The organism is Paucilactobacillus wasatchensis, assembly GCF_000876205.1.
Taxonomy (GTDB): Bacteria; Bacillota; Bacilli; order Lactobacillales; family Lactobacillaceae; genus Paucilactobacillus; species Paucilactobacillus wasatchensis.
Map to the genome: position 1 here is coordinate 1 of NZ_AWTT01000022.1, position 13,239 is coordinate 13,239.

Here is a 13,239-nt window from a genome sequence, read left to right on the forward strand (position 1 = left end):
TCCAATAATTCTACTATATATTTTGAGTAACAAATAGCCTCTGCCAATAGTTCCTTATTGGCAGAGACTTTATATTCTAAAATATAGATCTTATTAAATTTAAATATATTCACGTGATGTTAAACTAGCCCAAAATGACGGAGGCCCTTCACAATACCACCATTCATATTGCTATCAGTTACAAACTCAGCCTTCTTTTTAGCCGCCGGATTACCGTTAGCCATGCAAATCGGATGATCCACTAAATCGAACATTTCCAAATCATTCAGTTGATCCCCAAACGCATAGGTGGGTACATCCCCAAAGTTAGCATAATCCAATAGTTCTTGAATGCCTGATTTTTTGGAAACACCATCGAGCATCGTATCTAGCCCACGCGGATTATTACGAACCAGTGATAATACGCCCTTAAACCGTTCCTGGTACAACTTTTCTTTATCGAAATTAAACACGAACATAAAATTAACGTGATGGAATTTGTACCAATCCGGTTCCACCCGAGCGTTTAATCCTAATAGTTTAAAGTTTTCATCTGTGACGGGAGTTTCTTGGCTCAATGCAAATTCATGATGATTAAACCAAGCAACTGGATCACCCTGTGCATTTGCAAACGAATTAAATTCTTCTATTAATTCAGGGGACAGATACTCTGCATGCAACTTCTTTCCCTCAAACTGAACATAACTACCATTGGCACTCACAATTGAGTCCATGCCAGTTTCATCTAACACATATCGTACTTCAAAAATATTTCGACCTGTCGACACAACCGGCAAAATATTGTTTTGTTCTAACTCGTGAATTGCTTGGATGTTTTCTTCGGATAAACTTTTATCATCCATTAATAGTGTCCCATCTAGATCAAAAAATACGATCGCTTTATACATAGCGTTAGTCATCCCCTATTTATATCTAATAATCTCATTATACAGTGTCTTATACTGGCTTTCAAAGAAAGCTACCACGCCAAAAAATGATAAGCAATTGTAATATCTTCTGGTAACCCTGTGCTACCTCAAGTTACAGCACAAAGCCGACTTTTAGTACGATACTATTTCCAATTTAAATGTAGTATTATTAAACATGAAATTTAAAAATAACCGTAAAGAGGGGCCACTATGGTGATAATCACAGCAGGAATGATCGGGGTTGGCAAAACAACACTTACCGGACTCATTGCCAAACATTTAGGAACCAAAGCATTTTATGAACCAGTTGGGGAAAATCCGGTTTTACCATTATATTATAAGGATCCAAAGCAGTATGGCTTTTTACTGCAAATCTATTTTCTAAATAAGCGTTTTGCAATGATCAAAAAAGCGTTGGATGATGATAACAACGTTTTAGACCGCTCAATTTATGAAGATGCCCTATTTACAAAGGAAAACAATGCAGAAGGTAATATTACTGATACCGAGTTGGGTGTCTATCTGAATCTACTTGATAATATGATGATGGATTTGCAGCAGCTACCTAAAAAGGCACCAGATTTGTTAGTTTATGCGGAAACTGATTTTGATACCATTTTATACCGCATTAAAAAACGTGGCCGTGACTACGAGCAGTTTGATAACAATCCTGAATTGGAAAGCTACTATTATAAAATGTGGTCAGCTTACAAGGATTGGTTTGAAGAATATGATGCTAGCCCTAAAATGAAGATTGACTTACAAACATACGATCTTGACCAGCCAGGCAACATTGATCTTGTGTTAAAACAAATTGACGGTTACTTAAATGATATCCGCCAACCACAAAATTAATTTTTCCATATTAAGAACTGACTATCTGTCAGTTCTTTTTATATCCTCTTTTTTAACCACCAACCACTGACTCCCAACCCTAACCAACCTAAAAATGACCAGTTATCCAGGGCACTTGCTTTGACTGCATGATTTTGTTTAATTTGTTTCAGCTTATGTTTTGTCGGCACATGTTGTTGCTCAGCTTTTTGACTCGTAGTATGGCCAGTTGGTTGTTTGCCCGGTACCTGATCATATTTGGTTAAATCATAGGTTTCAATAATCTGGTTTAACTTGGCCCCGTATGCCGTATCGGTGGCATATGTTCCGGTCAAAGCCGCAGTTGCATCTTTATAACTGGCTGTATTTGAACGCCAGGCTCGCGCAAAAACTGGCCGCAGCATGATATTAGCATAGTCATTTAATGAAGCAGCATACGACGGATAATGACGAAATTGGCCCGTAATCTGATACAACTTCCCATGCCCATTATCCTCATTAGTTTTCATTAACACACCCTCGCCTGCGAACACTCCTTTGATCCCAAATAAATTGTAATTTGGGGCGCTGCTTAGTTCACTCGCACCCCATGAACTTTCTAGTACCGCCTGAGCAATCATTACTGACGCGTATAAATTGTGCTCAAATGCAATTACTTGTGCCGTTTGGCCAAACTGCTCGATAAATCTTTGATGACCGATAGTCGCAACACCCCGTGGTAAAGGGTGCATGAGGTTTGGTGCCACATCACAATTTTGGCTGTCGGGCAAAAAACGCTGTTTGGCTTGTGGCAATTCTGCCTTCGCTGGTATTTTCTCCGCGTCTAGCTGTTTTTGATCTTCTTCATCCATCTTTTTGTGGTTAGTTATTTCATGATTTACCTTTTCTGCATCATCTTTTGCAGCTTGGTAACCCACTTTAAGGCCCAGCGTATAAAATTGATTTTCTTGTTTTTTTGCCAAAATTGTCTGTGGGTCTAAATGCTGCTCAAATATTTTTTGACCTGCTTCACGCCCGCAATCAAATTCGGTCTTTAACACTTGTAATCGTTGGTCATACGTTGCTTGATATTGAGCTGACTTTTGACTTAGCTGTTCCTTTGATAGCCATGTTTGCTTTAGAAAATTTGTTTCAACATCCTTGAGTGCTAACTCCACTTCACTTGATTCGTCTGGTACTGCTGCAGCCAAGATCGGTGTTGTTAGCCAATTTAATCCGAGGGCAGTTACTAAAATAATGATCATGAATTTTGACAATATTTTGTTGTCGGTTATTTTTAGCATTGGTTGATCCCCTTTGTATGTATTAATTGATATTGTCTATCTAATTTATACGTACGAGGGAAAATGATGGATTGCATTAAAAAAGCCGGGATAAAAATTTATCCCGACCCTCACAATATTTTCTTTAACTCGGCCACTCGTCGATATGCTACCTGGCAATATTTATTATCGACAAATTTCACTAATCTCGTTTGCAAATCAACTGATTTGATGCGATTTGGATTCAATAATAGCCCTTTGTGACCGCGAAATAAGAACGGATGTCGATTTTGAATTTCATTTAATTCTCCACGAATTTCAACTTCACGATCCGTCGCCTGAAGCTGGAGTTTATGTGGCACGCCACTTGTTTTAAAATAATCGATGGTCTGAATTCCTAATTGGTAAATCCGATTATTAGGTCGGTATGTAAAAACACTACCCGTCACTTCAAATCCTGATTTAGTTCTTTCGTGTGCAATTCTTAAATCATGAGCAAATCGCTGTTGCTCCAGTTCATGTTCAGTATGTTTAATAATATAATCTAGTGGCTCAATGTGCTGTTGAATCGTTGCAAGTGATAACCCGTCGTGTAACGCTAAAAACACAATTAATGCGCTCGGATCATTTGCCCTAATTTGCTGTGCCAATTCAATGCCGCCGCGCTTGTTATCGCCTAACTGAACGTCCACAAAATAGACACTCGTTTCCAGCGGATGATTTTTGATGTACAATAACAATTCTGCCGAACTTCCCGTTGCAAAACAATACGTCAGCGCTGATAAATTACCAGTCTCTAACTCAGTTTGAATTAGCTTTTCGTAATACTGCCGTTCAACTGCCTGATCATCACATAAATAAACATTACGCATTATCTACGCCCCCAAATCACACATTTGATTTTCTCGCTTCACTCTAATAACTTAAACAGTTTCCCCGCGTAGTAACTTATTTAAGTAAGCATTAAATTAAAGCGTTTCACTTGTTAATTGGTGTCAAAGAAGCTATCATATCCTACGCTATATAATTAATTTTAGTTATACCTTTGCTTCTTTTTAATTCGTTAACACTAGCTAAATCGTAATAACTATTCTTCAATTATATAATAATATTATTTATTTTAATATAGTACAACTTAATTATAGCATTAGAAAAAAATATCACACTATTTTTCTTCATATACGTAGTCAATTTAGTCACAAACGTTTATAATAAGTGCAAGTTTGTATTTTCAATTCAATAAGGTAGGGGAAGCAAATGTTTTTAAATTCAACAATTAAGCAGCAAAGGAAGATAAAGGGCCTTAACCAATCTGAACTTGCTGCCGGTATCTGTACGCAAGCAACAATGAGTAACATTGAAAATAAGGGGACCGTCCCCTCACTGGGAACCTTGATTAAACTTTGCCAGCGGTTGGACCTTACTCTTAATGATGTAGTTTCAGAATTTCAACCTGTTGAGGACAATCTAGATGAGATTACAAATGCTGAGCGTCTAGTGGCCTTGGATCAAATTAATGCAGCAGATAAAAAATTGCAACAAATTGGTGCCAAGCTTGATGAAAATGATGAAGCTCTAAACAAACGGTTTCAATTTCTATCTGGTTACCTCTGTCTGCTAAATGATGACTTAGATGGTGCAGTGTTCCATTTTAATTTTGTCTCAGATGATGCACTGCAAGCTGATTCTTCATATGTCATTGCAGCACAAATTTGTCTCGGCCAAATCTATTTCCAACGAGATCAATTGAACCGTGCTGAGTTTTACTTCAGAGATACCAATTCATTAATGGCTAACTTTGAAGTCAACAATGAACTGTCACTGTTTTGGCTCAAGATTTGCGTTCGATATGCGTATCAGTATCTAGCGAAAACAAAGCAAACGACTGCGGCTAAAACGTTAATTAAGCAGTTGGTGGACAATCAAGATTATAAGATTAGTTCTCGCTTTGTCACGGAGTTTCAGGAGTATTAGTTTTTAACTATAAGATGGCTGGGAAGAAATTCCTCTTTTGGCCATCTTTTTTTATCCCATCTATACTGTCGAAATGTGCTCACAAGCAAAGAAAACTGCGTCTGACAATAAAATAAGCAATGCAATTCACAGTTCGAATCGCATTGCTTATTTTTTATTAGTTTTCGGTTTCTTAATACGGTTGTTTGCATCCTATATTTCCGGATACGTCGTCTTTTGTAAATCTACCGCTTGATTATTTTGGTCTGTCTTGACCACAATGACATCACACGGCGCTTCACGAACAATATATGCCGCCGTGGACCCCACAATCATCCGACCGATGAAATTGAGTCCGGTCGCACCGATCACAATTAAATCAACATCATTGTCATTTGGGAACCTGTCACCTAGTTCTACTTTAGCATTGCCAATCTTGACCTCAGTATCAACCTCAGTCACACCAGCTGCCATAGCTTGATCCCTATAATGTGACAGCTCTTTTTCCATTTCTTTTACAGAACTGTCATACACAGAGTGCTCAATGAACCTATAGCCTAATGCACTCGTATTGGGGAATCGCTCCCCGTTAATCACGCTGAGCAATGAAAGTTTGGCATTATTGCGTAATGCTGCCCCGATCGCCTTAGACAATGCCATCTCAGATTGCTTTGACCCATCAATTCCAACAAGAACATGCTGATAATTAGCCATCACAGCCACCTCCGCCAAACTCGTCATTACAGTCTTAATCAACTGCTTGTTACCTTCAGTTTAGCAAAAAATTGTTTTAAATGACAGCAAAACGGCGTTAATCAGTTACCAGGTTAAAGATTGATTCCATGTATATTGACATGGCCATGATTAAATCATCGACGGGTTGAAATTCATTTGCTTGATGCATTGTATCTTCAGTGTGCGCAAACAAGGCACCAAAAGCGACTCCCCGCTTCATCATGCGACCATATGTGCCACCACCCACTACTTCCGGTAGTGCGTCCACGTCACCGGTCTGATGGCGATATGCGTCCATTAGTGTAACTACCAGTGGATCACTAGCATCTACATAGTGTGGCACCATGAATGCGCCCTGTATAACTTTGACGTTTTTGGGCGTCGTCACCATAGCTAACTTTGCCTGAATCTCATCAGGTGTAATCCCCTTCGGATAGCGGAAATTCATATCAATTTGCCCACCATCTTGCTCGTCAAAGTTCATTAACCCAACATTCATCGTTAAATCGCCCATGACGTCATCTTTGAACGCCAAATCGAAGTTGTGCAACCGTGAATCTTGGTGCATATACTGACCGATTAAGGTAATAAAGTTACCCGCAGCGCCCTTGATATCATATGTTTGTAAGAAACTAGCTAAATAAGTCCCTGCGTTTTCACCATTTCGTGGTTCCATTCCGTGCGCTGCTTTACCAACAATAATCAACTTAACACCATCTGATTCGGCCACCGCCTCGCCTGTCACCGGCTGCTTTGCAACAAATTCGGTAAATGCATTTACCAATGAAGCATTGTCATCAGATGTTACCTGTGCCTCAGCCTCACGTGGCACCATGTTGGGGCGCAGACCAGAATGGAATGATTTTAACTGAACTGAACCATCATTACCACCTTCAAAATCTAGTTTTAAGGATACATTGCCCTTTTCTCCGTTAATCAATGGAAATTCAGCGTCTGGTGAAAAACCAAACGTTGGTTCAGGTTCGACTTCAAAGTAGCGCTTCATCCCTGTCCAATCACTTTCTTCATCAGTGCCAACGATAAATCGAACCTTTTTATTAAATTTAACGTCCATATCCTTCAATGTTTTCAACGCGTAGTAAGCGGCCATTCCTGGTCCCTTGTCATCAGAGGCGCCACGGCCATATAAATTACCGTTTTTAATCACTGGGTCAAATGGATCGGTATCCCAGCTGTTTCCAGCGGGCATGACATCCAAGCGCGCTAAAATGGCGAGCGTTTCTTCACCCTCACCCCATTCAGCATAGCCGACCACATTATCGATATTTCTGGTCCTAAAACCGTCTTGTTGTGCCATTTCCAAAAAAATGGTCAATGCCTGTGCTGGCTTTGGTCCTAATGGAAATTCATCGGTTGCTTGTGTGTCATCGCGCACACTTTGGATCTTCATTAATGAAATCAGATCATTTAGGTAGTCTTCTTGTTGTTGTTTTGCTTTCGTTTTCCAATCAATCATGCGTCAAAATCCTCCATTGCGTTCTAAATTGAATGTGTTTATCATACCATAATTACATTATTAGGAAAAAGCTGTTTAGCAATGCTATAATTTAGCTGAACTTGAAAAGGATGTTGATAATTTGAAACAATTAGATGAAACAATACTAACTAACGTAATTAAACGGCGCCCCGAAGATAGTTTTAAAGGCAACTTTGGCAAAGTAGTTTTAATCGGTGGCAATGCCAACTTTGGTGGTGCCATTATCATGGCGGCCACGGCCACGGTGTACGCCGGCGCCGGATTGGTCACCACTGCAACTGACACCGCTAATTCAACCAGCTTGCACGCCCAATTACCTGAAACGATGTTCGTCAATTATTATGACAAAGTTCAGTTAAGCCATTTGGTCAGCGAGGCAACCGTTGTCGTGGTAGGGCCTGGTCTGGGTGACGATTTTCATAGTCAAGAAGTGTTGGCGAAGGTTTTCGCCAATACGAACTCTGACCAGACAGTCGTTATCGATGGTTCCGCCATCACGATGATGGCCCATAATAAGATTGAGCAACCGGCCGGTAATATCATTTTCACTCCTCATCAAATGGAATGGCAACGGCTATCTGGCATTGCCATTGCAGAACAATCACCAGCTGCCAATCAAAAAGTGCAACAGCAGCTAGGGGCTACGGTGGTCTTGAAAAAACACCATACTGAAATTTACACCGGTTCCGATACCTATCAATTAACAATCGGAACGCCAGCGCAAGCGACTGGTGGTATGGGCGATACATTAGCTGGCATTATCGGCGGGTTTACGGCTCAGTTTGCTGATCCAACCCAAGCCACACTAGCCGCTGTGTACGCTCATAGTGCCATTGCAGAACAATTGGCACAAACACAATATGTAGTTTTACCGCACCAAATTAGTCGAGCATTGCCGATATTTATGAAAAAATACGAAAATTAAAAAAATGACTTGCAGAATTTCTGTAAGCCATTTTTTGATCCTTTGTTACGATCTTAGTAACTTTGCAACCTCATCTTTTGATAGCTGTCGGTACTCACCTAATTTCAAATCAGCCACCGTTAAGCCAGCAAAACTAATTCGATTCAATTGATTCACTCGTTGCCCAAGTGCGCCAATCATCCGCTTAATTTGATGATATTTACCTTCATGGATCGCAATTTCAAGTACTGTTTCATTCAAATCACTGGCAATAATTTTCGCACTATCGGCAATGACATGTTCCCCGTTTTTTAACTTGAGTCCCTGCGTCAATGGTGCTATCTCACTATCGGTTAATTGACCTGTTACTTTGACCTCATACACTTTAGTTACGTGTTTTTTGGGACTCACCAACTGATGAGCTAATGCACCGTTATTCGTAATTAACAATGCCCCAGTTGTATCCTTGTCCAACCGACCGACCGGAAATAAATCATCCCGAAAATCATCTTGTGTAAATAAATCCATCACAGTTTTTTGGCTCGCATCTGTAGTCGCCGTAATTACATCAATTGGTTTATTCATTAAATAAACAAAATCCATTTGCATTCCAACCGGCTGGTCATCAACAATTACTTCATCTGTGGTCGGATTCACTTGTTGCTTAAATGAGTCAACTACATCTTGATTTAATATTACTCGATGCTGCTTAATCATTTCGTGGATTTGGGTACGTGTTCCAAATTGCTGGTCATGAAGAAACTTATCAATTCGCATCTTGGTCCTCCCTATTTGATATGCAGTCGCCGTCTAAGACCTGCTACTCGAGCACCAAGTAATTGATCCGCCAAACGTGTTTTAAGTGCTAAAACAACGTAAACGCCCGCTCCCAAAATCACACTAATAATCAAAATTAGGAATGCAGAACCGCGACCGTAACTGCTAAAGAATAGGTAGAAAACATCGACCGCCAGGCGAGCAACAATAAAGGTGATGATCGCAAATAGTAGAATTTGGTTCGTTGGTTTGGCCATTTTATGCAGCGGTAAGTGGTATTCAACGTTTAACGTGTGAATAATTAAATAAACAGTTACTATCATAGCTAGCCCGGTAGCAATCAATGGGCCAATCGTTTTAAATATTAAAATTGCGGGAACTTGCAACACCAATTTCACCACAATGCCAATACCTAGATATTTTAGTGTTCGCACATTTTGTGAAAGGCCCTGCATGATTGCAGAAACAACCGTGTACAGACCTAAGATAATTGCAATGTAGGCAGAAAATATCAAGATCGTGGTACCAGAATCGTTGAACCGGTAAAAAATGGTATACAACGGTTTTGAGACTGCCGCCATTCCCAGTGATGCCGGCAGCATCACAAAATAAAACAGCAATAACGCATTGGATGTTTGTTGCCGAATGCCAGCCACGTCATTTTTAGTTTTCGCAGCAGATAACATTGGAATAACCGTGATTGATAAAGCTGATGCTAAGGAAATTACCACCATCATCAACTTGTTGGCATTGAATGAGAACAATGCGTACAGTTGGTTCAATTCCGTCATTGTGTAACCATGTAAATATCGCATTACATTAAAAAAAGTATACTGATCGATTAAAGAAAAAATAATGATTCCTGAAGACACAATAATAAACGGAATTGCTTGAAAAATAATATCACGGATCAGAGACCATGATGAGACCACCAGTTGATTATCACTTTTTTCAACCAACTCATCCATCGTGCTCTTGTTGCGCAGATAATAATACGCCAACAATAAAATACTACCTAGCGCACCAATAAAGGCGGCAAAAGTCGATTGTGAAACAGCACTAACCCAGCTACCATGCTGAATGCGCATGATAAAAAAGGTGGCGGCAAGCATATAAACCACGCGAAAAACCTGTTCCACAAATTGTGAAATCGCAGAGGGTGCCATTTGCTGATACCCTTGGAAAAAGCCACGCACTAAACTCATTGATGGGATCACCAGAATTGCCAGCGTCAATGAGCGCAAAACTGGAATGACATTCGCATCCCCGTCAGCAAATAAAGGTGCCCCAAAGTATAAAATTACGGCTGAAACAAACCCTGTTAAAGCTGAAACGTACATGCCATGATGGTACAGTCTGCGTCCAACCCCATATTCGTTCATTGCATTGTAATGAGATACTAACTTTGAAATAGCAGATGGTACTCCAGCTACCGCCGCCATCAAAAATAAACTATAAATATTGTAACCTTTGCTGTACAAGGCGTTGGCCTGATCACTATATCCGCCTAACCATGAAACCCACGGAATAATGTAAATGGCACCTAAAATACGAGAAAAAATACTGCCCGCGGTCATCCATGCTGAACCACTCAACATCTTTGTTTGAGCGTCTTGTTGTTTTGTTAAGTCCAGTGCCGACCCAGATTGTTTCGCCATCTGTTTGCCTACTTTCTAATCTTCATCCTAACCATTTTAGCGTTTATGCATTTCAGGTGCAATTTAATTTTCAGATTTTAATAAGATCTTGGCAAATAGACGAATTAATCGAATAAAAAACCAATCAAACTTTAATTAGTAAAGTCTAATTGGTTTTAATTTGTGGTGTTGTTACTTAGCCACAATATTAACAATCTTGTTTGGTATCACAATTACCTTACGTACAGTTTGGTCGGTCAAATTCTTTTGCACGTGTTCATCAGCTAAAGCTAATTTTTCAAGATCATCTTTAGCAGCATCCTTGGCCACCTTCAAATGACTTTTAACTTTACCATTAATCTGAACAACGATTTCAACTTCATCTTCCACCAACTGAGCTGGATCATACGTAGGCCATTTTTGATAAGCAATTGTTTCACTTTCGTTAAATTGGCTCCACAACTCTTCGGCCATGTGCGGCATAATTGGCGAGATCATTTTGACAAAGCCTTCCATGTATTCAACCGGTAAGTCATCAACCTTGTAGGCCTCGTTGACAAAGACCATTAACTGCGAAATACCAGTGTTAAAGTGCAACCGACTGAAATCTTCGGTCACCTTTTTAACCGTTTGGTTATAGACCTTAGTCAATTTACCGTCATTATACGTGGTCACACGGTCGCGCAAATGATTATTATCATCAATCATCAGCCGCCATAGTCGTTGAATCCACTTGTTGCTGCCGTGCAGTCCCTTTTCATCCCACGGCACTGAATCTTCCAAGGGGCCCATGAACATCTCGTACAACCGTAATGTATCAGCGCCGTATTGCGACACAATGTCATCAGGGTTAACCACGTTACCCTTTGACTTCGACATTTTTTCGTGATTAGCACCCAAAATCATGCCTTGGTTAACTAACTTCTGGAATGGTTCTTTGGTTGGTACAACACCAATGTCATACAAGAATTTGTGCCAGAAACGGGCATATAACAAATGTAAAACGGCATGTTCGGCGCCACCAATGTATAGATCAACTGGTGACCAATAGTTTAACGCCTCTGAACTAGCAATTGCATCATCATTATGTGGATCCATATACCGCAACCAGTACCATGATGACCCGGCCCATTGTGGCATCGTATTAGTTTCACGTTTACCCTTACGACCGTTTTCATCGACCACATTGACCCAGTCATCAATGTTAGCCAATGGACTTTCGCCTGTTCCAGATGGCTCCAGTTGTTTACTTGCTGGTAAGCGTAGTGGTAACTCATCTTCAGGAACCAGCGTGCTTTCGCCATCTTCCCAGTGAATTACTGGAATAGGCTCACCCCAGTAACGTTGCCGTGAAAAGATCCAGTCACGTAAGCGATAATTGACTTTTTTATCACCAGCGTGGTGCTCTTCCAGCCAGTCAATCATGGTATGAATGGCTGTCTTCTTGTCCATTCCATTCACAATATCGGAATTAATATGGGGACCATCCTCGGTAAAGGCAGCCGTAGTGACATCGCCACCCTCAATCACGGGGATAATTTCTAAGCCAAATTTAGTGGCAAAATCCCAATCACGCTCATCATGGGCTGGCACAGCCATAATGGCACCAGTACCATAAGAAGCGAGAACATAATCACCAATCCAGATTGGAATCTTTTTACCATTAACTGGATTAATGCCATATGCACCGGTAAAGACCCCTGACTTATCTTTATTCAAATCAGTTCGTTCTAGATCGGAACGTCGCGAAACCTCTTCTTGATAAGCTTCAACCTCAGTCTTTTGTGCTGGTGTCGTAATTTGGTTAACTAAATCATGTTCGGGTGCGAGGACCATGTATGTGGCACCATAAAGTGTATCCGGACGGGTGGTAAAGACTTCAATTTTAGCATCAGGATGCCTATCAACATCAAAAAAGATGCTAGCTCCTTCAGAACGCCCGATCCAATTTCGTTGTTGTTCCTTGATACTTTCAGGCCAATCCACGTCATCTAAGTCATCGATCAAACGATCAGCATATTTGGTAATCCGCAATACCCATTGGCGCATTGGTACTCGATAAACGGGATAACCACCACGCTCCGTTTTGCCGTCGACAACTTCTTCATTGGCCACCACCGTGCCACCCATAAAATCAGGAGCCCAGTTAACCATGATTTTGTCTTCATACGCGAGACCTTTTTTATATAACTGTTCAAAAATCCACTGAGTCCATTTGTAAAATTTAGGATCCGTGGTATTAATTTCACGATCCCAATCATATGAAAAACCGAGCGATTGGATTTGGTGCTTAAACACCTTGATATTTTGCGCCGTAAAATCTTTTGGATTATGTCCCGTTTTCAACGCATACTGTTCGGCTGGTAATCCAAATGCATCCCACCCCATTGGATGTAACACGTTAAAGCCTTGCATCCGGCGCATCCGCGAAATAGCATCAGTTGCCGTGTAACCTTCTGGGTGACCAACATGTAATCCTTGGCCAGATGGATAAGGAAACATATCCAGAGCATAGTATTTAGGCTTAGTTGTATCAATATCTGCCTTAAAAGTCTTATGTGTTTTCCAATAATGTTGCCACTTGCGCTCAATCACGTCATGATTGTAAGCCATGAATAAATCGTCTCCTCAAATTGAATTAGTATGTAAAATCGTTGCCAGAAATAAAAAATCCCATAGGAAATTAGTTTCCTATAGGACGAATTTACTCCGCGGTACCACCCATCTTCTA

At 40.4% G+C, this 13,239-nt stretch carries 11 protein-coding genes and 1 other annotated feature (1 of these 12 only partly in view); of the genes, 3 read left to right on the forward strand and 8 right to left on the reverse strand.

The window, feature by feature from the left end; genetic code table 11:
• Positions 1-119: 119 nt before the first annotated feature.
• The gene (locus WDC_RS05010) at positions 120-887 is read right to left on the reverse strand and encodes a Cof-type HAD-IIB family hydrolase (RefSeq protein WP_044010782.1); all 768 of its coding nucleotides are present in this window, start codon (positions 885-887) and stop codon (positions 120-122) included.
• 231 nt (positions 888-1,118) lie between these two features.
• Between WDC_RS05010 and WDC_RS05015 the strand changes: the two genes are divergently transcribed.
• A complete protein-coding gene (locus WDC_RS05015) occupies positions 1,119-1,763 on the forward strand; it encodes a deoxynucleoside kinase (RefSeq protein WP_044010783.1) in 645 nt (214 codons plus the stop codon).
• A gap of 38 nt (positions 1,764-1,801) precedes the next feature.
• Here WDC_RS05015 and WDC_RS10020 read toward each other — a convergent pair whose 3' ends face one another.
• Both WDC_RS10020 and WDC_RS05025 read right to left on the reverse strand, forming a co-directional pair.
• Entirely contained in the window at positions 1,802-3,025 is a 1,224-nt protein-coding gene (locus WDC_RS10020; RefSeq protein WP_052497800.1) for a glucosaminidase domain-containing protein, read from the reverse strand.
• Positions 3,026-3,135: 110 nt separating this feature from the next.
• Complete coding sequence (locus WDC_RS05025) at positions 3,136-3,876, reverse strand: response regulator transcription factor (RefSeq protein ID WP_044010784.1); 741 nt, start codon at positions 3,874-3,876, stop codon at positions 3,136-3,138.
• Positions 3,877-4,261: 385 nt separating this feature from the next.
• Here WDC_RS05025 and WDC_RS05030 point away from each other — a divergent pair, with 385 nt between their 5' ends.
• Entirely contained in the window at positions 4,262-4,978 is a 717-nt protein-coding gene (locus WDC_RS05030; RefSeq protein WP_044010785.1) for a helix-turn-helix domain-containing protein, read from the forward strand.
• A 192-nt stretch (positions 4,979-5,170) separates the two neighbouring features.
• On the opposite strand, the gene WDC_RS05035 is transcribed toward WDC_RS05030, so the two are convergent.
• A complete protein-coding gene (locus tag WDC_RS05035) occupies positions 5,171-5,671 on the reverse strand; it encodes a universal stress protein (RefSeq protein ID WP_044010807.1) in 501 nt (166 codons plus the stop codon).
• 97 nt (positions 5,672-5,768) lie between these two features.
• Positions 5,769-7,169: a dipeptidase PepV gene (pepV, locus tag WDC_RS05040; protein ID WP_044010786.1), complete on the reverse strand. Its 1,401-nt coding sequence runs from the start codon at positions 7,167-7,169 to the stop codon at positions 5,769-5,771.
• 121 nt (positions 7,170-7,290) lie between these two features.
• On the opposite strand from pepV, the gene WDC_RS05045 reads away from it, so the two are divergent.
• Positions 7,291-8,115, forward strand: a complete 825-nt coding sequence (locus WDC_RS05045; protein ID WP_044010787.1) for an NAD(P)H-hydrate dehydratase — start codon at positions 7,291-7,293, stop codon at positions 8,113-8,115.
• 45 nt (positions 8,116-8,160) lie between these two features.
• On the opposite strand, the gene WDC_RS05050 is transcribed toward WDC_RS05045, so the two are convergent.
• From WDC_RS05050 to leuS, 3 genes are all read right to left on the reverse strand, one after another.
• The gene (locus tag WDC_RS05050) at positions 8,161-8,871 is read right to left on the reverse strand and encodes a pseudouridine synthase (RefSeq protein ID WP_044010788.1); all 711 of its coding nucleotides are present in this window, start codon (positions 8,869-8,871) and stop codon (positions 8,161-8,163) included.
• Positions 8,872-8,882: 11 nt separating this feature from the next.
• Entirely contained in the window at positions 8,883-10,529 is a 1,647-nt protein-coding gene (locus WDC_RS05055; RefSeq protein WP_044010789.1) for a putative polysaccharide biosynthesis protein, read from the reverse strand.
• Positions 10,530-10,700: 171 nt separating this feature from the next.
• Complete coding sequence (gene leuS, locus WDC_RS05060; protein WP_044010790.1) at positions 10,701-13,121, reverse strand: leucine--tRNA ligase; 2,421 nt, start codon at positions 13,119-13,121, stop codon at positions 10,701-10,703.
• A gap of 78 nt (positions 13,122-13,199) precedes the next feature.
• Positions 13,200-13,239 (reverse strand) — a binding site (T-box leader); it runs 169 nt beyond the window's last position.

Excerpts from the sequence above, each read along its gene's own strand:
- WDC_RS05025 (WP_044010784.1), bottom strand. The coding sequence starts at position 3,876 with ATGCGTAATGTTTATTTATGTGATGATCAGGCAGTTGAACGGCAGTAT.
- WDC_RS05030 (WP_044010785.1), top strand. The coding sequence starts at position 4,262 with ATGTTTTTAAATTCAACAATTAAGCAGCAAAGGAAGATAAAGGGCCTT.
- WDC_RS05055 (WP_044010789.1), bottom strand. The coding sequence starts at position 10,529 with ATGGCGAAACAATCTGGGTCGGCACTGGACTTAACAAAACAACAAGAC.
- WDC_RS05010 (WP_044010782.1), bottom strand. The coding sequence starts at position 887 with ATGTATAAAGCGATCGTATTTTTTGATCTAGATGGGACACTATTAATG.
- WDC_RS05035 (WP_044010807.1), bottom strand. The coding sequence starts at position 5,671 with ATGGCTAATTATCAGCATGTTCTTGTTGGAATTGATGGGTCAAAGCAA.
- leuS (WP_044010790.1), bottom strand. The coding sequence starts at position 13,121 with ATGGCTTACAATCATGACGTGATTGAGCGCAAGTGGCAACATTATTGG.
- WDC_RS10020 (WP_052497800.1), bottom strand. The coding sequence starts at position 3,025 with ATGCTAAAAATAACCGACAACAAAATATTGTCAAAATTCATGATCATT.
- WDC_RS05050 (WP_044010788.1), bottom strand. The coding sequence starts at position 8,871 with ATGCGAATTGATAAGTTTCTTCATGACCAGCAATTTGGAACACGTACC.
- WDC_RS05015 (WP_044010783.1), top strand. The coding sequence starts at position 1,119 with ATGGTGATAATCACAGCAGGAATGATCGGGGTTGGCAAAACAACACTT.
- pepV (WP_044010786.1), bottom strand. The coding sequence starts at position 7,169 with ATGATTGATTGGAAAACGAAAGCAAAACAACAACAAGAAGACTACCTA.